At 70.9% G+C, this 16,871-nt stretch carries 15 protein-coding genes; 7 read left to right on the forward strand and 8 right to left on the reverse strand.

All coding sequences use genetic code 11. The features are described from left to right. The first annotated feature begins 253 nt into the window (after positions 1-253). The 4 genes from I7X39_RS22185 to I7X39_RS22200 are packed head-to-tail and all read left to right on the forward strand — an operon-like array spanning position 254 to position 5,317. Positions 254-1,747: a peptide MFS transporter gene (locus tag I7X39_RS22185; RefSeq protein ID WP_198113561.1), complete on the forward strand. Its 1,494-nt coding sequence runs from the start codon at positions 254-256 to the stop codon at positions 1,745-1,747. Continuing rightward, complete coding sequence (locus tag I7X39_RS22190; protein WP_198113562.1) at positions 1,747-2,982, forward strand: S41 family peptidase; 1,236 nt, start codon at positions 1,747-1,749, stop codon at positions 2,980-2,982. The genes I7X39_RS22185 and I7X39_RS22190 overlap by 1 nt, the downstream gene beginning before the upstream one ends. Before the next feature lie 20 nt (positions 2,983-3,002). After that, a complete protein-coding gene (locus I7X39_RS22195; RefSeq protein ID WP_198113563.1) occupies positions 3,003-4,181 on the forward strand; it encodes a cation:proton antiporter in 1,179 nt (392 codons plus the stop codon). Then, positions 4,178-5,317 carry a YbdK family carboxylate-amine ligase gene (locus tag I7X39_RS22200; protein ID WP_198113564.1) on the forward strand — a complete coding sequence of 380 codons (1,140 nt, stop codon included), beginning with the start codon at positions 4,178-4,180 and terminating at the stop codon, positions 5,315-5,317. The genes I7X39_RS22195 and I7X39_RS22200 overlap by 4 nt, the downstream gene beginning before the upstream one ends. Positions 5,318-5,365: 48 nt before the next feature. On the opposite strand, the gene I7X39_RS22205 is transcribed toward I7X39_RS22200, so the two are convergent. Further along, the gene (locus I7X39_RS22205; RefSeq protein WP_198113565.1) at positions 5,366-7,639 is read right to left on the reverse strand and encodes a bifunctional diguanylate cyclase/phosphodiesterase; all 2,274 of its coding nucleotides are present in this window, start codon (positions 7,637-7,639) and stop codon (positions 5,366-5,368) included. Between the two features lie 185 nt (positions 7,640-7,824). On the opposite strand from I7X39_RS22205, the gene I7X39_RS22210 reads away from it, so the two are divergent. Next, a complete protein-coding gene (locus I7X39_RS22210) occupies positions 7,825-9,084 on the forward strand; it encodes a putative Na+/H+ antiporter (RefSeq protein WP_198113566.1) in 1,260 nt (419 codons plus the stop codon). On the opposite strand, the gene I7X39_RS22215 is transcribed toward I7X39_RS22210, so the two are convergent. After that, a complete protein-coding gene (locus I7X39_RS22215; protein ID WP_198113567.1) occupies positions 9,076-10,923 on the reverse strand; it encodes a glycoside hydrolase family 13 protein in 1,848 nt (615 codons plus the stop codon). The genes I7X39_RS22210 and I7X39_RS22215 overlap by 9 nt on opposite strands. 138 nt (positions 10,924-11,061) lie before the next feature. Between I7X39_RS22215 and I7X39_RS22220 the strand changes: the two genes are divergently transcribed. Further along, the gene (locus I7X39_RS22220; protein ID WP_198113568.1) at positions 11,062-11,976 is read left to right on the forward strand and encodes an alpha/beta hydrolase; all 915 of its coding nucleotides are present in this window, start codon (positions 11,062-11,064) and stop codon (positions 11,974-11,976) included. 47 nt (positions 11,977-12,023) lie between these two features. Here I7X39_RS22220 and I7X39_RS22225 read toward each other — a convergent pair whose 3' ends face one another. From I7X39_RS22225 to I7X39_RS22235, 3 genes are all read right to left on the reverse strand, one after another. After that, positions 12,024-12,338, reverse strand: a complete 315-nt coding sequence (locus tag I7X39_RS22225; protein ID WP_198113569.1) for an energy transducer TonB — start codon at positions 12,336-12,338, stop codon at positions 12,024-12,026. A gap of 130 nt (positions 12,339-12,468) precedes the next feature. Next, positions 12,469-13,587 (reverse strand): HD-GYP domain-containing protein, encoded by a 1,119-nt coding sequence (locus I7X39_RS22230; protein ID WP_198113570.1) that lies wholly within the window; start codon positions 13,585-13,587, stop codon positions 12,469-12,471. A gap of 108 nt (positions 13,588-13,695) precedes the next feature. Next, positions 13,696-13,974, reverse strand: a complete 279-nt coding sequence (locus I7X39_RS22235) for a hypothetical protein (RefSeq protein WP_198113571.1) — start codon at positions 13,972-13,974, stop codon at positions 13,696-13,698. 128 nt (positions 13,975-14,102) lie between these two features. Between I7X39_RS22235 and I7X39_RS22240 the strand changes: the two genes are divergently transcribed. Then, a complete protein-coding gene (locus tag I7X39_RS22240; protein WP_232352136.1) occupies positions 14,103-14,825 on the forward strand; it encodes a response regulator transcription factor in 723 nt (240 codons plus the stop codon). 19 nt (positions 14,826-14,844) lie between these two features. Here I7X39_RS22240 and I7X39_RS22245 read toward each other — a convergent pair whose 3' ends face one another. The 3 genes from I7X39_RS22245 to I7X39_RS22255 all read right to left on the reverse strand — a co-directional run bounded on the left by I7X39_RS22245 (position 14,845) and on the right by I7X39_RS22255 (position 16,859). Continuing rightward, positions 14,845-15,705 (reverse strand): sensor histidine kinase, encoded by an 861-nt coding sequence (locus I7X39_RS22245; RefSeq protein WP_198113572.1) that lies wholly within the window; start codon positions 15,703-15,705, stop codon positions 14,845-14,847. A 69-nt stretch (positions 15,706-15,774) separates the two neighbouring features. Beyond that, positions 15,775-15,981, reverse strand: a complete 207-nt coding sequence (locus I7X39_RS22250) for a PAS domain-containing protein (protein WP_198113573.1) — start codon at positions 15,979-15,981, stop codon at positions 15,775-15,777. A gap of 92 nt (positions 15,982-16,073) precedes the next feature. Then, a complete protein-coding gene (locus I7X39_RS22255; RefSeq protein ID WP_198113574.1) occupies positions 16,074-16,859 on the reverse strand; it encodes a transporter in 786 nt (261 codons plus the stop codon). Between the last annotated feature and the right edge of the window lie 12 nt (positions 16,860-16,871).

The raw sequence follows: 16,871 nt of genomic DNA on the forward strand, positions 1-16,871 counted from the left end.
GCCCGCCGCGGCCCGCGCCGCCGCGCTGCGATGAGCGGCGGCCGCGCGGCGCCAACGGCCGCCGGGCGCGGCGAAGCGCTGCGCCGCGTGCAGCCAAAAGTCATGTTCTGTGCCGAAAACCGCGTGCGCCGGGCCGAAATGCGCGCGGCCCCTGGGGTGGACCCGCAGGGAACTCCCCGTAAGCGCCCTGGAAAATCGGGCCCTTCACTGCCCCCGCCCACCCGGCGTGGGCAGTCCTGTTTTTGGAGCCTCCATGTCCACCGCCACCCTGCCCGCCGGTGCCGCCACGAGCGACACCGCGCACGACACCCGCCAGCCCCCCGGCATCAAGGTGATCTTCTTCACCGAGATGTGGGAACGCTTCAGCTATTACGGCATGCGCGCCCTGCTGGTGCTGTATCTCGTCAACGCCCTCGGCTACGAGCGCGCCAACGCGCTGGCGCTGTACGGCATCTACACCGGCCTGGTCTATCTGACCCCGCTGATCGGCGGCGCCTTTGCCGACCGCTACCTGGGCCAGCGCCGCGCCGCGGTGATCGGCGGCACGGTGATGATGCTGGGCCACTTCGCCATGGCCTTCGAGCCCCTGCTGCACCTGGCGTTGGGCCTCTTGATCGTGGGCAACGGCTTCTTCAAGCCCAACACCACGGCCATGGTCGGCCATCTGTACAACGGCGAGGACGACCCGCGTCGTGCCGGCGGCTATTCGATCTTCTACATGGGTGTGAACCTGGGTGCCTTCCTGGCGCCGCTGGTGGCCGGCACCCTCGGTCAGAAGCTGGGCTGGCACTGGGGCTTCGGTGCCGCCGGTGTGGGCATGCTGCTGGGTCTGTGCCAGTTCCTGTGGCAACAGCCGCTGCTGGGCCGTGCCGGCCTGATGCCGCAGCAGGGCCCGGTCGGCAAGGCCGACATCGGCCTGATCCTGGGCTGGAGCGCGGGCTGCTTCGCCTTCGTGTTCGGCGCGCTGCAGGCCTGGAAGTTCGTCGGCCCCGTGTACGGCGGCCTGCCCACCGTGGCGCAGGTGCTGATCGCCGTCGGCGTCATCGGCGGCGCGATCTGGAGCATCGTCAAGCCCGACGCCAAGAGCGTGGGCCACGAACCGCTGAACCGCGCCGAGTGGGGTCGCGTGATCAGCATCGTCATCGTGATGATCTTCGTGATCGCCTTCTGGACCGGCTTCGAGCAGGCCGGCGGCACGATGGCGCTGTTCGCCGACGAGAACACCAACCGCATGGTCGGCAGCTTCGAGGTGCCCTCGTCCTGGTTCCAGTCGATCAACCCGCTCGTCATCGTGGCGCTGGCCCCGGTGTTCGCCGCGCTGTGGACGCGCCTGGACCAGAGCCGCTACCGCATGGGCGACACCATGAAGCAGGCGCTGGGCATGGTGGTGCTGGGCCTGGGCTTCGTCGTCATGGCGATGGCCCAGAGCATGGCCGACAGCGGCATCAAGGTCGGCATGCACTGGCTGGCCATCGTGTTCTTCATCCACACCTTGGGCGAGCTGATGCTGTCGCCGGTGGGCCTGTCGATGGTGTCGCGCGTGGCGCCGGCCAAGCTGGTCTCGCTGCTGATGGGCGTGTGGTTCCTTTCCAGCGCCGCCGCCAACTACCTGGCCGGCGTGATGGAAGAACTGCTGAAGGGCAGCGGCTTCGCGCTCTACCCCTTCCTGGCCGCCTTCGCGATCGGCGCCGGCGTGCTGCTGGCCCTGATCAGCCGCCCGCTTGAGAAGGCGATGCACGCCAAGTGATGCGTGCCCTGCTCGGCGCCGCCCTGCTGCTGCTGGCGGGCTGCGCCGGCATCGCGCCCGCGCCCGGCGATGCCGCGGCGCGGGCCGTCCTGCTGGACCAGGTCTGGCAGGCGATCAACGAACGCCATGTGGACCCCGCGCCGCCCGATTGGCCGCTGGCGCGTGAGCGCCACCGTGCCGAGGTGCTGGAAGCCCCGGACCAGCCCGACCCCGAAGCCTTCTGGCAGGCGCTGGACCGCGTGGCCGGTGAGCGCCACGACGCGCACACCCGGGTCGAAGGCCCGCGCGACGTGCGCCGCCGCGTGGCCGATCGCGGACCCACCCTGGGCTTCACGCTCGCACACATCGAAGGCCAATGGGTGGCCGAGCGCGTGCAGCCGGGCAGTGCCGCCGCGGCCGCCGGGCTGCGCCCCGGCATGCGCCTGCTGAGCTGGCAGGGCCGCGCGGCCGAGGCCGAGTGGGCCGAACGCCTGGCGCGCACGCGCCAGAGCTCCACGCCCCAAGCCCGCGCGCTGACGGCGCTGCGCCAGTGGCTGGATGGCCCGCCCGGCAGCCGCGTGCAGCTGCGCTGGCAGGGCCTGGACGACCAGCCGCTTGACTTGGAACTGGAGCGCGTGGAGCAGGACCTGCCGCCGCGCTGGAGCTTCGAGCTGCGCGCCAGCGGCGTGGCCGTGCTGCGCTGGAACCGCTTCGACACGCGCATCCAGGGCGAGCTGCTGGAGACCCTGCGCCATTTGCCCCCACTCACCGGCCTGGTGCTGGACCTGCGCGGCAATGGCGGCGGCAATTTCGACATGACGCGCCGCCTGCTCGACCAACTGCTGCCCGAAAACCAGACGGTGCAGCTGACGCGGCTGCGCGGCAGCCAGCGCGTGCAACTGCACCGCGCCGGTGGCCCGGGCGCCTACGCCGGGCCGCTGCGCGTGCTGGTGGACGCGGCCTCGGCCAGCGGCTCCGAGATGCTGGCCGGCGCGCTGCAGCATGCCGGCCGCGCCCGCGTGCTGGGCGAGACCAGCTGCGGCTGCCTGCTCGGCATCCAGCGCTACCTGGAGCTGGCCGGCGGGGGCCGCCTCGCCGTGAGCGAGCGCGCGCTGGCCCTGCCCGACGGGCGCCGGCTCGAAGGCGTCGGCCTGCAGCCCGACCGCGTGGTGCCACGCAGCCTCGCCGCTTTGCGCAACGGGCAGGACGAGGTTCTGGAAGCGGCCGTACAAGAGTTGACACAGCTACGACCTTGAGCCGCTGCTAGGCTCGGCGCATGGTGCTCGACGATCCCGGCGTTCTCGCCGCCCTGCCGACCCTCGCCTGGCCCGCGCTGCTGCTGCTGGCCTGGCTCTTGGGGGAGACCGCCCACCGCACGCTGGGCTTGCCACGCATCAGTGCCTATGCGCTGGTGGGCGTGGTGGCCGCGCCGGCTCAGCTGGGCTGGCTGCCGGCCCACTCGCCGGGGCTGGACCTGGTGGCCTATACGGCCTTCGGCCTGCTGCTGTTCGAGTTCGGCTATCGCGTGAACCTGCGCTGGTTCCGCCACAACCCCTGGCTGGGCGGGGCGGCGCTGGCCGATGCGCTGCTGTGCTTCCTGGCCATCGGCGCGGTGGCGCGCTGGCTCGGCGCCGATGCCGCCAGCGCCGCGCTGCTGGCCGCGCTGGGCATGGCCAGCTCGCCCGCGGCCCTGGTGCGGGTGCTCAATGAGGAACGCGCAGCCGGGCAGATTGCCGAGCGGCTCATCCACGTGGCCGTGGTGGGCTGCGTGCTGGCCGTGCTGGCCTTCAAGGCGGTGCTGGCGGTGCACGTCTACCAAAGCTCGGGCAGCCTTGCGCAGGCGGCCTTTGCCGGCGGCTGGGCGCTGCTGCTCTCGGCCGGCCTGGGTCTGCTGGCCGGGGTGGCCATGCCGGCCCTGCTCAGCCTTCCTGAACAAGCGCCTGACAGCACCCTGCCCTACGCGCTGGCCGTCATCGGCCTGGTGGGCCTGAGCCATCTGCTGCAGGGCTCGCCCATCGTGGCCGCACTGGCCTTCGGCCTCACCGCGCGGCACCGCCGCGTGGTGTTCGCGCGCAGCGCACGCGGCTTCGGCCCGCTGGGGGACTTGCTGACGCTGACCTTGTTCGTTTACCTGGGCTCGCGGCTGGACCTGGCCCAGGTGCACCAGGGCCTGCTGCTCGGCTTGGCGCTGGTGCTCACACGCCTGCTCGTGACGCCGGCGGTGATGGCCGGCTTCGCCCATGTCAGCGGCACCACGCCGCGCAAGGGCGCGCTCACCGGCATCGGGCTGATGCCGCTGTCGGCCTTCGCGCTGCTGCTGCTGGAGCAGTCGCGCCATCTGCAGATCGATCTGCTGGACCAACTGGCCCCGCTGGCCGCGGCCATCCTGGTGCTGGAGCTGGCCGGGCCGCTGTGCACGCGGCTGGCACTGCGCTGGGGCGGAGAGACGCGATGAGTGAAGTCACGCGTGACGCGGGCCAGCTGCCCTTCCACGATTCCGACTCGCTCAGCCTGGGCGTGGAGCTGGAACTGCAGCTGCTGTCCTTGAGCGATCAGGACCTGGTGGCCGCCAGCACCGACATGCTGGACCTGCTGGCGCGCGCGCCCTTCCCGGGCCAGGTGACGCCCGAAATCACCACCAGCATGATCGAGGTGGCCACCAGCATCCAGACCCGCCACGACGAGCTGCTGGCGCAGCTGCGCGCCATCCGCGACACCCTGCTGGCGGCCGGGCGCAAGCTCAACGTCGGCCTGGCCGGCGGCGGCACCCACCCCTTCCAGCGCTGGAGCGAGCAGCGCATCTACCCGAAGGCGCGCTACCAGCAGGTCTCGGCCCTGTACGGCTACCTGGCGCAGCAGTTCACCATCTTTGGCCAGCATGTGCATGTGGGCTGCCGCGGCGGCGACGAAGCCCTGTTCCTGCTGCACAGCTTGAGCCGCTACGTGCCGCAGTTCATCGCCCTGGCCGCCAGCTCGCCCTTCGTGCAGGGGCAGGACACCTTGTTCCACTCGGCGCGCCTGAACTCGGTGTTCGCCTTCCCCTTGAGCGGGCGCGCGCCCTTCATCCTGAGCTGGCGGCAGTTCGAGCAGGAGTACTTCGAGAAGATGACGCACACCGGCGTCGTCAAGTCGATGAAGGACTTCTACTGGGACATCCGGCCCAAGCCCGAGTACGGCACCATCGAGCTGCGCGTGTGCGACACCCCGCTGGACGTGGACACCGCCGCCGCCCTGGCCTGCTACCTGCAGGCCCTGTGCCGCCACCTGTTGAATGGCGGCGAGCCGCCGCCGGCCGAGGACGACTACCTCGTCTACACCTACAACCGCTTCCAGGCCTGCCGCTTCGGCCTGGATGGCCAGCTGGTGCACCCGAAGAGCTACGAGCCGATCTCGCTGCGCGAGGACGTGCTGCGCACCCTGCGCCTGCTGCAGCCGCATGCCCCGGCGCTGGGCTGCGAGGCGGCGCTGGAGCACATCCAGCAGCTCGTCTACCTGGGCAATGGCGCGCAGTGGCTGCGCGAGCAGCGCGCGCGCAGCGGCAGCGTGGAGGGCATGGTGGAGGCGGCGCTGCAGCGCTTTGCCGGCGCCTAGGGCCTGCTCACACCACGCGAGGCTTCGCGTGGTGTGAACAGGCCCTAATCAACCGCGCGCCAGCGGAATGACCTTGGCGCCGCCAGCGCCCAGCACATAGGTGTCGCGCCCGCGCCCCTTGGCTTCGTAGAGCGCAGCGTCGGCCTCGCGCAGCAGGGCCTCGGGCGGGGTGTCGGCGCTGGCGCTGAAGGCCAGGCCCAGGCTGGCGGAAACGTGCAGGCGAACGCCCTCGGCCAGCTCGAAGTTCGGGCGCAGCGCGGCCAGGAACTTCTGGGCCACGGCCACCATGTCCTCGGGCTGGCGCAGGTCTTCCAGCAGCACCACGAACTCATCGCCGGCAAAGCGCGCCGCCACGTCGTGCAGGCGCGTGGCGGCACGCAGTCGGCGGGCGAATTCCTGCAGCACGGCGTCGCCCACGGCATGGCCCTGCTCGTCGTTGACCCGCTTGAAGCGGTCGATGTCCAGGTAGATCACCCCCACGCCCAGGCCGGTGCGGCGCGCGCGCGAAAGCATTTGCGGCAGGCGGTCGGCCACGAAGCGGCGGTTGCGCAGGCCGGTCAGGGTGTCGGTGAAGGCCAGCTCGGCCAGCCGCTCCTCGGTCTGCTTGAGCTCGGTGACATCGGCGCTGACGGTGTAGACGCCCTCGCAGCGGCCGAACGGGTCGAGGTCGGGCACATAGCTGTTCTTGAAGATGCGGTCGCCCAGCTCGGTCTGGCGCTCGGAGACGAACTCCACCATCTCGCCGCGCAGCGCGCGCTGCAGATGCGGCAGGCGGGCCGCGTAGATCTCGGGCGGCAGCAGCTCGTGCAGGGTCTTGCCCTCGGCCATGGCCCAGGCCGGGCCCAGCCAGCGCGCGCAGGCGTCGTTGGCAAAGGTGACGCGCAGCTCGCGGTTCAGGTGCACCAGCATCACCGGCACCGCATCGGTCAGGGCCGCCAGCAAGCGCTCGCTGCGCTGGGCCACGCGTGCGTTGTAGAGCGCCTCGGACTCCTTCTCGCGCAGCTTGGTGATGTCGCGCAGGCTCAGGGCCGCGCCCTCGCCCACGGCGACGATGTGCTGGCTCGCGATGAGCCGGCGACCGAGCAGGGGCGAGAGGTCCAGGTCCGCCACCAAGGGCTGGCCGGTCTCGATGACCGCGCAGCATTGCGTGAAGAGCGGGGCGGCGAGCTCGCGCGGCAGCGCCTCCAGCAGGCTGCGGCCCTCGGGGCTGGCCTGGCCTGGCGCCAGCCACTCGCAGGCCGCCCGGTTGGCATGCACGCAGCGCAGGTTCACCAGGCGGCCCTGGGCATCGCGCTGGGGCTCGAAGATCAGCAGCGCGTCGAGCTGGGCGTCGGCGCTGGTCTGGAAGAGCGTGCGGGCGCGCGCCGCTGCCAAGCGGCTGCGCTCCAGGCGCCGGCTCACGCCGCTCAGCGCCCAGAAGGCGGCCAGCAACGCCAGGCTGGCCACGGCACCGATGCCCAGCAGCCGGCGCTGGCGGGCATGCAGCGGCGCCAGGAATTCGTCCTTGCCGAGCGCCGCGTAGCTCACCACCTCGAACTCCGGCAGCAGGCGGTATGCCACCTGGCGCTCCAGCTGGTCCAGCGGGCTGCGGGCCTCGAAGCGGCCCTCGGGGGCGCGCTGCACTTCGCGGTAGAGCTGACCGTTGCGGATGGATTCGCCGAACAGCAGCTGGTCGCCCGAGCGGCGTGCACGCACCAGCCAGTCCAGGCCCACCACGCCGAGCAGGCCGCTCTGGCCGAGCTGGCTGCGCGAGTAGGCGCTGGTCAGGTAGGCGGGGTCGATGGAAGCGACGACGACCCCGCCGAAGCCGCCGTCCGGACCGGTCCAGGCGCGGCTCAGGTGCAGGCGCCATTCGCCGCTGACGCGGCTCTGCGTGGGCGGGCCCACGAACAGGCCGCGCACCTGGCCCATGCGGTGCTGCTGGAAGTAGGGCCGGTCGACCGCCGTGCTCGCAGCCTCGGACAGATTGGGGATGTCGGAGGCGACGATCTTGCCCTGCGCATCGGTGACATACACATGCTTGAGCCCGGCCGGGCGCGCCCCAGGCTGGCCGAACCAGTCGAGCTCGGGCCGGCCATGCTGCTGCACCTGCTGGGCCAGCGCGCGCAGCAGCAGGTCCAGTTGCCCGAGGTTGCTTTTCACGAAGGCGTGGTAGCCACTGGCCGCGCCCAGCACGCGCTGGCGCAGCTCCTCCTCACTGCGCTGGCTGTCGAAATGCAGAAAGGCCGCCAGCGCACCCCACAGGCCGGCCAGCAGCAGCAGGCCCAGGCCGGGCAGCCCGAGGCGCAGGGCAAGGGCGGAACGCTGGTTGGAGACAGGCATGCGGGGCCGGTGCAGCACGGGGGTCATCACTGTCACACAGCGCGGCCGCGCGCCGCGGCCGTCGTCGCGGCTCCCCCACAGCGCGGGGCCCCGCCTACACTCGCGCCCGGGTGCTGGGAGCCACGCGTTCGCAGCAGGTTTTCGCGCAGGTCGGGCCGCCGCGCGGGCTCTCACCTGTCCAGCCCATGCCCACGCCCACCACGATCCAGATCTTTGCCGCCGCGCTGTTCGCGCTGGCCCTGGTGCACACCTTCTCCACCAAGTTCTTCGAGCGCCTGGCGCACACCCAGCCGCGCCACGCCGGCCTGTGGCATCTGCTCGGCGAGGTCGAGGTGGTGTTCGGCTTCTGGGCCATGGTGCTGATGGTGTGCATGTTCGCCCTGCTGGGCAAGCCGCAGGCCACCGCCTACCTCGACTCGCGCAACTTCACCGAGCCGCTGTTCGTCTTCGCCATCATGGTGGTGGCGGGCACGCGGCCCATCATCCAGGCCTCCGGCGCGGCGGTGCAGACGCTGGCGCGCTTCATGCCCTTGCCGCGCGGCATGGCGCTGTACTTCCTGCTGCTGGCCTTCGTGCCGCTGCTGGGCAGCTTCATCACCGAGCCCGCCGCCATGACGCTGGCCGCGCTGATGCTGCGCGACACCCTGTTCAGCCGCGCCGTCTCCGCGCGCCTGAAGTACGCGACGCTGGGCGTGCTGTTCGTCAACATCTCGATCGGCGGCACGCTCACGCCCTTTGCCGCGCCGCCGGTGCTGATGGTGGCGGGCAAGTGGAACTGGGACCTGGTCTTCATGGTCAGCACCTTCGGCTGGAAGGCGGCCATCGCGGTGCTGGTGAATGCCGCCGGCGCGATGCTGCTGTTCCGCAAGGAGCTGGCGCGCCTGGCCGCCCAGCCCGAAGCCACCGAGGCGGCGGTGCCGCTGGCGGTGGTGGCCGTGCACCTGCTGTTCCTCGTCGGCGTGGTGGTGTTTGCCCACCATCCGGCGGTGTTCCTCGGCCTGTTCCTGTTCTTCCTGGGCTTCGCCACCGCCTACCAGCGCCACCAGAGCCCGCTGATCCTGCGCGAAGCCCTGCTGGTGGCCTTCTTCCTGGGCGGCCTGGTGGTGCTGGGCGGGCAGCAGCAGTGGTGGCTGCAGCCCCTGCTGATGCAGATGGACGCGAACGCCGTGTTCTTCGGCGCCACCGCGCTCACCGCCATCACCGACAACGCGGCGCTGACCTACCTCGGCTCGCTGGTGGAAGGCCTGAGCGACGACTTCAAGGTGGCCCTGGTGGCCGGCGCGGTGACGGGTGGCGGCCTGACGGTGATCGCCAACGCGCCCAACCCGGCCGGTGTGGCCATCCTGCGCGGCCAGTTCGAGGACGGCGCGATCTCGCCGCTGGGGCTGCTGATCGGCGCGCTGCCGCCCACCCTGGTGGCGATGCTGGCCTTCCGCCTACTCTGAGAGCTCCAGCAGGTAGGCGCCGCGCGCCGGCAGGCTCAGCACGCCGTCCTGCAGCGCCGGCGTGGGGCCGCCCAGCAGGTCGCGCACCTGGCGCACGCCGGCCGTCATCTCGGGGAAGCGGCGCAGCGCCAGCTGACTGGGTTCGCGGTTCTTGTTCAGCACCAGCATCAGCCGGCGCTTGTCGCCGGGCTGGTATCGGAACAGCACGTAATGCCCGTGCTCGGGGGCGTACTGCATCAGCTTGCCCACGTGCACCAGGGGCTCGGCCTTGCGCCAGGTGAAGAGCTTGCGCACGAAGTCCTGCATCTCGCGCTGGGGCTCGCTGAGGCCCTGGCCGGTGAAGGCGTTCACGGCATCGCCCGCCCAGCCGCCGGGCATGGGGGCGCGCACGCGGCCGTCGTCGCGCTGCGCGGGGCTGGTGAAGAGAATCTCGTCGCCGTAGAAGAACTGCGGGATGCGCCGCGTGGCGGCCATGAAGCTCAGCGCCATGCGCATGGCCACGGCGTCTTCCTTCAGCAGCGAGTAGAGGCGCGGCGTGTCGTGGTTGCCCTCGAACAGCACCAGCTGTTCGGGGGCGGGGTAGACGAAGTCGTGCGCCAGCGCCTCGTAGAGCTTGGTGAAGCCGCTGTCGTGTCCATCGGCCTCAGTCAGGCTGGCCAGCAGCGCGCCGTGCAGCGGGAAGTCCATCATGCTGGGCGTGCTGGAGCGGTAGCCGTCATGGTTCTTTTTGCCGCGCTGCCAGTAGGCCACCACGGCCGGGTGCGGGCTCCATTCTTCGCCCACGATGTTGAGCTTGGGGTACTCGGCCATCAGGCGCGCGGACCAGCGCGCCAGGAAGTCGCGGTCGGAGTAGGAGTAGGTGTCGGTGCGGATGCCCGAGAGCCCCATCTCCTCGACCCACCAGATCGACATCTGGGTGAGGTAGGTGGCGACGAAGGGGTTGCGCTGGTTCAGGTCCGGCATGTTCTGGGTGAACCAGCCGCTGGCGAAGCGCGCCTGGTCGGAGGGCGCGGCGTAGGGGTCCAGCAGGCTCATGCGCGCGTGGTGCGTCTCGGTGTACTGCGGCCACTGGTTGACCCAGTCAGGGCTGGGCAGCTTCTGCATCCAGCGGTGGCTGGCGCCGATGTGGTTGAGCACGATGTCCTGGATCACGCCCACGCCGTGGCGGCGCGCCTCGGCCACGAAGTCACGGTAATCGGCGTTGGAGCCGAAGCGCGGGTCGATGGCGTAGAAGTCGCTCGCCGCATAGCCGTGGTAGCTGTACGCCGCGCCGTTGTTTTCCACCAGGGGCGTGGGCCAGACCTGCGTGAAGCCCAGGCCGGCGATGTAGGGCAGGGCCTGGCGCATGCCGGCCAGGTCGCCGCCGTGGCGGTCGCCCGGATTGCTGCGCTGGCCGCTGCGCTCGGCGATGTGCGCGGGCAGGGTCTTGTCCGGCTGGCCCTGGGCGAAGCGGTCGGGCACCAGCAGGTAGATCGCATCCCTCGGGCCAAAGCCCTGGCGCTGGGCCGAACCCGCCGCGCGCGCGCGCAGCTCGTAGCGCTGGACCAGCGGGGCGCTGGCCCCGCCCTCGAAGTGCAGTTCCAGCCAGCCCGGGCGCGCCTGGGCGCCCAGCTCCAGGTCCAGCACCAGGTGGTCCGGGCTGGGCAGGCGGTGCACCGCCTTGAGCCGCACGCCGCTGCCCTGAAGGCGCGGCTGGCGCGCGCCGATGCCCGGCGCCTCCACCAGCAGCTGCAGCTGGGGCTGCGCCATGCCCACCCACCAGTGCGGCGGCTCGATGCGCGGCTGCGCCAGGGCGGCGGCGCCGAGCAGGCCCAGGGTCACGGCGGCAAGGTTCTTCATGTCGTTCGGCATGTAGTTTGAATACCAACACACGGTAGCGTGCGACCTGTGATTACATCAAGCCACCAGAATTCGCGCTTGCACGACTTGTAGTTTTGCTACTTTTACGGCAGGCTTGCGAGCACGATGGAGATTGCAATGATGCGTCGTCAGGCCCTGATCGGCGCGGCCACCTGGCTGGCCGGCGCCCCGTGCGGTGCCACGGCCGCACCTTCCGAGCGCACCAGCCGGCCCGGCCGCATCGAACGCCTGGAGCTGCCGCCCGGACCGGCCCTGGACCCGCGGCCCGTGGACGTGTGGCTGCCGCCCGGCTACCGCGCCGACCGCCCCCACGCCGTGCTCTACATGCACGACGGCCAGATGCTGTTCGACCCCCGGGGCACCTGGAACCAGCAGGCCTGGCAGGTAGATGCCGTGGCCGCCCCGCTGATTGCCAGCGGCGCGCTGCGCGACTTCATCGTCGTCGGCATCTGGAACGCTGGCGCGGCGCGCCATGCCGAATATTTCCCGCAGGGCTTTCTGCCGCACCTGCCAGCCCCGCTGCGCGAGCAGCTGGTGGCCGAGCGCCTGCAAGGGCGCCCGCGTTCGGACGCCTACCTGCGCTTCCTCGTCGAGACCCTGAAGCCCGCGGTGGACGCGCGCTACGCCACCGCACCCGGACGCGAATCGACCTTTTTGATGGGGTCCAGCATGGGCGGCCTGATCAGCTGCTACGGCCTGTGCGAATACCCCGAGGTGTTCGGCGGCGCGGCCTGCCTGTCCACGCATTGGATCGGGCACTTCGAGCGCAACCCCGAGGTGCCGGCGGCGGCGCTGGCCTATCTGGACCAGAAGCTGCCCGCACCCGCGCGGGTGAAGCTGTGGATGGACCGTGGCGATCAGGAACTGGACGCCAAGTACGACGACGCACAGGCGCGCGTGGACGCGCTGATGGCCGCCAAGGGCTTTCGCGCGCCGGGCTTCGTGAGCCGTGTGTACCCCGGCACGGGGCACAACGAAACCGCCTGGTCGGCCCGGCTGGCAGAGCCGCTGCGCTTCCTGCTCGGGCGCTGAAAGCAAAACGCCCGCGGGCAGCGGGCGTTTTGCTGGGGCAAGGCGGCTTATTCCTCGTTACGGAACACCAGCTTCACTTCGTGGATCTGCTTGTCGCCGGCCGGCTCGAAGCGCCACTCCTTCAGGGCTTCGATGGCGGCACGGTCGAACACGCGCTTCGGCTCGGCCTCGACGATCTCGACATCGGCCACCTTGCCGTCGTTGGCAATCGTCAGCTTGGCGCGCACCGAGCCGGCATTGACGTTCTTGCGCGCAGCCTCGGCCGGGAACTCCGGCGGCACCTTCTTCAGCACCTTGGGCGAGGCGACGGCCAGGGTGGCGGACAGGGACAGGCTCAGAACCAGCAGGGCGCGAAGGAACACGGACAACTCCATTCAGATGTTTTGACGGCAAGACCGGACAGGGCTCCGATCGAAGGCCGCGATTGTGCGGGTCACCCCCTGATTTAGGGGGGAGCCACCAAACCGAAGTCCGTCGTCTGTGACAAGTTGTTCACGTCAACGCGGCAATCAGCATCAGCTTTTCGGGCGGCAGGCGCACCTTCATCTGGCTCGGGTCCAGCACCGCGGCAATCGCCTGGTCGGGCTTGGCGGCGTCGCGCCGTGTCGGCGTCATCATCGGCTCGCCCTGCTTGTTCACCAGCGCCACCACGACGGGCGCCGGCTGGGCGCGCCGCACCACCACGCCGCTCTCGCCATTGGCCAGACGCACCAGGGTGCCGGGAGGGAACACGCCGAATTCCTTGACGATGGCGGAGGCGGCCGGCAGCGTCTTGCGGCTGACGAAGAAGTCGCGCGCCGCGCGGTCCGCCGGCACCGGGCTGCGCCCGGCGCGGGTGCTGAGTTTGGCGGTGTAGACATCCGCGCAGCCCAGCAGCAGGGCCAACTCGCTGGGCTGGGTCAGGGCCTTCGGGTAGCCCCCGCCGCCCAGCACCTCATGGTGTTCGTGCACGGCACGCAGCCAGTCTTCGTCCTGCACCCCGTACTCGCGCAGCAGCTCGCGGCTGCGCGCCGGGTGCTCGCGCATGATCAATTTCTGGCGCGGGTGCAGCGGAAACACCTGGGCCGCCAGGCGCCCCTGCAGCTCCAGCACCGAGAGGTTCATCGTCAGCGCCGCCCGCAGCGCGCGGTGCGCCTCAGCTTCCGACCCCCCCAGACGCCGCGCCGCCAGCAGGGCCACGATGCCGGCATGCACCCCGTGCTGCACGCCGTAATGGCCCTCGGGCATGCCCTCCTGGCGCAGCACCTGAAAGAGCGCCAGGTCGACATCGCGCTCCACCAGGCCGAGCAGGGGCTGCACCAGCTCCTCCAGCGCGGCCTGGAAGTCGTGGTGCAGGCTGGCGCGCAGCATGCGGTTGAGCTGGTCCATGGTCTGCCCCCACAGGCTGGGCAGGGTCTTGCGGTCGCAGCTGCGCGGATCGATGCGGCCAGCGTCCACCTCGCTCATGTCCACCTGGGCCTGGCGTTCCAGCATGGCCTCCAGCTGCGCCTCGTTGTGGATCAACTGGCCCTTGGCCAGCAGCAGCTGGCCATCCGGCCCGAGGATGCTGAAGGGCAGCGGCACACCGGGCTTGATGCGGTGTTGAACGACGGAGAGCGGTTTGGTCTGCATGGACGGCGCGCAGTCTGGCGCCTGCAGGGGCCACGCGCCAGCGGGTCCGCCCGCATGGAGCGCCCGCGCCGGTCAGATTTGCACGCCCGGCCGGTGGCTCAGGGCAGCTCAGGGCGGATGCGGGCGGTACTGGCGCGCAATGGCCGCATCGACGGCCTGCGTCCAGCGCCCCGCCCGCTGCAACTGCTCGCGAAGGGCCGGCAGCTCGGCCGGATCGACACCCCCGCGATGGAAGCGCTCGATGGCCCGGGCGGTCTCGTTCTCGGCGGCAATCGCGGCGCTGAACAGCTCCATCAGCTCTTCCAGGCTTGCCGACTCCAGCCGCGCCAGGTCCAGCGGCTCGGCTGGCGAAGCGGGCGCCGTGGCGATCGGGTGGGGCTCTTGCATGGGGTTGGGGCGGGGGGTTGAGAGCGGGGTGCTTGCGCTAGGCTGCACGATCCCGCGAAATGCTGCATCGCCAGGCCAGTGACAACTGATTCTGCCGATCATTTGTAATCGATCTCAAGGTTGCCTTGATGACTCCCCAGACTTTGCAGTCGATCAGCCTGCCGGACCTGCTGAGCAAGCCGGTCGCGCTGGTGGACGACGACAGCACCTTCACCTCCCTGCTGGCCGAGTACCTGCGTGGCGAAGGGCTGAAGGTGGACACCTTTCACCACAGCGCCGAGCTGCTCGCCCATCCGGCGGCCTATGAGTTCGGCTTCTATGTGCTGGACCTGGCCATGCCGGGCATTGATGGCCTGGCGCTGCTGGACGTGCTGCGGCGGCGCACGCAGGCCGGCGTGGTGGTGGTGTCCGGGCGGCTGGCCCCAGAAGTCTTTGGCCAGGTGGTGCATGCGGGGGCGGACATGTACCTCACCAAGCCAGTGCAGTTCGAGCAGGTGGCCATCGCCATCCGCGCCGTGCAGCGGCGCGTCGAGGCCGCCGGCGCGCACCAGCCGGAATGGGTGCTGGACCGCAACGCCGGCCAGCTGATCACGCCCGATGGCCAGCGCGTCGAACTCAGCGAGATCGATTGCCTGCTGATGGAGCAGCTGGTGGCGGCGCGGGGCGAGGTGGTCAGCCGCGACACCCTGCTGCAGGCGCTGGGCAAGGGCGAAGCGGCCGGCGCCGACGGCCTCAACGCCGTGGTGTACCGCCTCAAGCGGCGCATCGAAAAGGCCACCCCGGCCGTGGTGCCCCTGCAGGCCAAATCACGCGTGGGCTACCAGTTCCGCGCGCCGCTGCGCGCGCGCTGAGGCCACCGCCGCGCGCCCCTCAGGGGTCCAAGGCCAGGTTCAGGCGCAGACGAAAGCGTGTCGGGGGCGTGCCGGGCGTCAGCAGCTCGGCCCGCCCGCCATGCAGTTCCATGACCCGGCGCACCACGTAAAGGCCGAGCCCATGGCCGGCGGCCTGCTCACCCTGGCGGCCGGTCACGCCGCGCTCGAACAGGCGGCTGACCAGTTCACGGGGCACCCCCGGGCCGGTATCCACCACGTCCACATGCAACTCGGGCGGCTCCTCCTGCTCGCTCAGCTCGATCTGGATCGGGCTGTCGTGCGGGCTGTACTCGATGGCGTTGCGCAGCAGGTTGCGCAAGGCCAGGCGCATCAGGCCGGAATCCACCAGGGCGCTGCGCACCGCCGTCAGGCTGCGCACCGTGATGCGCCGGCGCGCGCTCGGCGGCAGGTCACCCAGCGTGAGCGCAACGAGCATGTCGAGGTCGGTATCCGCCAGGGTGAGCGTGCCCCGCCCTGCCAGCAGGCGCGCCGCGGCCAGGGTGTTGTCGATCGTCGCGGTCACGCTCCCCAGCATCGAGCGCGCCTGCACCAGGGCGTCGTTGGCACTGTCCATCCGGTTGCCGCGGATGGCGGCCTCGGCCCCCTGGAAGGCCGACCAGGCGCTGTGCAAGGGCTGGCGCACCTCATGGGCCAGCAGGTCGATCAGCTCGTCGCGTTCGCGCAGCAGCTGGTTCAGGGTGTCGGTCCGCTGCTCCAGCTCCAGCCGCAGCTGCTTTTCGCGCGCCAGCGCGGCCTGCGTCTTGCGCAGTTGGGTGACCTCGGTCACCACCACCACGAAACCGGCCACGCGGCCCTCGCGCCAGTCCGGCAGGTAGTTGGCCAGGCTGTGGCGCTCCAAGCCATCCGGGCCCTTGATGACCCGTTCAAAGATCTGCGCCTCGCCGCGCAGCGCGCCGTCGATGTGGGGCTAGTTGAGCGCGTACAGGTCCGGGCCGAGCAGCTCCCAGATGCACTTGCCGATCAGGTCGCGCGGCTCGACGCCGAACCAGGTGCGATAGGCCTCGTTGGCGAAGTGGCACACCTGGCGGGCGTCCCAATAGGCCAGCATGCTGGGGGCGCGATCCACCACCCGCAGCGCATAGGCTGCCAACTCCGTTCCGATGCGGTCGTCCATCTGCGCTGCCTCCCAGGCCCTCGCCGCGCGGGCTTCCCGGCGGTGCGGCATTGTGGCGGCGAGGCGGAGCGGCCCACCGCCCGCCGGGACGCCTAGAAGCGCAGCGAAAGCCCCAGGGTCCAGCCCCAGTCCGGGCTGTAGCGGTTGAGGCCCCGCGAGAGGGCCAGGTCCAGCTGGGCGTTCGGGCTCAGCAGCCAAGCGGTGCCGGCATTCAGCGTCAGCACCGAGCCGCCGTTCCGGCTGGAGGCCAACTGGTGGGCGGCCAGTTCGCCAAACACGCGCCAGTCTTCGGTCAGCGAGCGCCCCATCACGACCGCCAGCGAGGCCGCGGTGTAGCGGCGGCCCGCCTCATTGCGCTCCTGCAGCAGGCCCGGCATCACCCCCAGGCTCAGCCCCTGCGGCAGCTCCCATTCCGCCACCAGGCGCAGCGAGGGGCGCAGGCCCTGGCCGCGCAAGGCGGCGCTGCCGGAATCCAGATCGAGGTGCAGCAGCCAGGCCAATGCCGGGCGGCCGCTGGCATCGTCGCCGTCCTGGCTGTGCCACTTCAGTCCCACGGCCGCATCGCTCCAGCCGCTGGCGCGCCCGGTTTCGGCGCCGCTCAGGCGCAGGCGCTGGCGGCCATCGGATTCAAGGCGCAGCTCGACGGTGTCGCTCACGCCCAGCCGCAGCAGAAAGGGCGTGCTCCAGACCTGAGTCGTGACGCCCGCCTGGCGGTTGCGCTCGCCGGCCAGGCTGGCCTCCAGCTGCACCCGCCCGCGGCCCACCACCTCGGCCGACTCCACGACATCGGGCCGGTCGGTGGCCAGGGCTTCCTCGGCCGCGGCGGGGGGAGCGGTCAGCAGCGGCGCACAGGCCGCGATCAGTGCAAGCAGACGCATGGTTGGCTTCGG

Source organism: Inhella proteolytica, from assembly GCF_016093275.1.
In the GTDB taxonomy this organism is placed as follows: domain Bacteria; phylum Pseudomonadota; class Gammaproteobacteria; order Burkholderiales; family Burkholderiaceae_C; genus Inhella; species Inhella proteolytica.

Excerpts from the sequence above, each read along its gene's own strand:
- I7X39_RS22185 (WP_198113561.1), top strand. The coding sequence starts at position 254 with ATGTCCACCGCCACCCTGCCCGCCGGTGCCGCCACGAGCGACACCGCG.
- I7X39_RS22190 (WP_198113562.1), top strand. The coding sequence starts at position 1,747 with ATGCGTGCCCTGCTCGGCGCCGCCCTGCTGCTGCTGGCGGGCTGCGCC.
- I7X39_RS22195 (WP_198113563.1), top strand. The coding sequence starts at position 3,003 with ATGGTGCTCGACGATCCCGGCGTTCTCGCCGCCCTGCCGACCCTCGCC.
- I7X39_RS22200 (WP_198113564.1), top strand. The coding sequence starts at position 4,178 with ATGAGTGAAGTCACGCGTGACGCGGGCCAGCTGCCCTTCCACGATTCC.
- I7X39_RS22205 (WP_198113565.1), bottom strand. The coding sequence starts at position 7,639 with ATGCCTGTCTCCAACCAGCGTTCCGCCCTTGCCCTGCGCCTCGGGCTG.
- I7X39_RS22210 (WP_198113566.1), top strand. The coding sequence starts at position 7,825 with ATGCCCACGCCCACCACGATCCAGATCTTTGCCGCCGCGCTGTTCGCG.
- I7X39_RS22215 (WP_198113567.1), bottom strand. The coding sequence starts at position 10,923 with ATGAAGAACCTTGCCGCCGTGACCCTGGGCCTGCTCGGCGCCGCCGCC.
- I7X39_RS22220 (WP_198113568.1), top strand. The coding sequence starts at position 11,062 with ATGATGCGTCGTCAGGCCCTGATCGGCGCGGCCACCTGGCTGGCCGGC.
- I7X39_RS22230 (WP_198113570.1), bottom strand. The coding sequence starts at position 13,587 with ATGCAGACCAAACCGCTCTCCGTCGTTCAACACCGCATCAAGCCCGGT.
- I7X39_RS22235 (WP_198113571.1), bottom strand. The coding sequence starts at position 13,974 with ATGCAAGAGCCCCACCCGATCGCCACGGCGCCCGCTTCGCCAGCCGAG.
- I7X39_RS22240 (WP_232352136.1), top strand. The coding sequence starts at position 14,103 with ATGACTCCCCAGACTTTGCAGTCGATCAGCCTGCCGGACCTGCTGAGC.
- I7X39_RS22250 (WP_198113573.1), bottom strand. The coding sequence starts at position 15,981 with ATGGACGACCGCATCGGAACGGAGTTGGCAGCCTATGCGCTGCGGGTG.
- I7X39_RS22255 (WP_198113574.1), bottom strand. The coding sequence starts at position 16,859 with ATGCGTCTGCTTGCACTGATCGCGGCCTGTGCGCCGCTGCTGACCGCT.